This is a genomic window from Candidatus Hydrogenedentota bacterium, from assembly GCA_016791475.1.
Classification (GTDB): domain Bacteria; phylum Hydrogenedentota; class Hydrogenedentia; order Hydrogenedentales; family JAEUWI01; genus JAEUWI01.
This window is the reverse complement of the sequence record JAEUWI010000407.1, coordinates 1-544: the sequence shown is the minus strand read 5'-3', so window position 1 is coordinate 544 and position 544 is coordinate 1. Positions and strand designations below refer to the sequence as shown.

The window sequence follows — 544 nt, the reverse complement described above, 5'->3', positions numbered from 1 at the left end:
GATCTCGCCTGCGGCCTCGCCGAAGGCCTTGAGGCAGATCTTCATCGCGCCCAGTTCGACATCAGACGGATCGATCATGGCGACCTCCGTCTTGTCGATGCGCCCCTCCTTCACGCGCATCCAGTTGCCGTACAGCGCATGGAAGGCGTCCTGGCAGCGTCGCGAGCAGAACACCCAGTCGAGTACGTAGCGGCGCGGATCGGCGGTCTTGAACCGGCCATCGGTGTGGCCGTAGCCGCGCGCCTGTCGTTTGCAGACCCAGCATTTCACGCCCCCTCCTCGAGTTCATCGAGCAGCAGGCCCAACTGCAGGGCAGCGCCAGCAAAGGCGGCCTCGCAGCGGCGCTTGAAGTCGGGATAGCTCATCGAGCTGCGCGCAATCGCCGTGACCGCGTGAATCTGCGATTCCAAATGCGCGAGTCCCTGATCGGACAGCCACTGGTGGTGCTTCTGCGAGATGCCCTTGCGATTGCGGATCTCGCCCAGCAAGTCTTCCGGCAGCACCGGCCCGTAGACCCAGCGCAGCGTGATCTGGCCGACGACGT

General features: G+C 64.5%; 2 protein-coding genes. Both read right to left on the bottom strand.

Annotation, left to right across the window (positions count from 1 at the left end; all coding sequences use genetic code 11):
• Positions 1–270: hypothetical protein (locus JNK74_29935; GenBank protein MBL7650391.1), on the bottom strand; the 270-nt coding region annotated here is incomplete at its 3' end.
• Positions 267–544 (bottom strand): hypothetical protein (locus JNK74_29930; GenBank protein MBL7650390.1); only part of this gene is annotated, 278 nt, incomplete at its 5' end. The genes JNK74_29935 and JNK74_29930, both read right to left, overlap by 4 nt.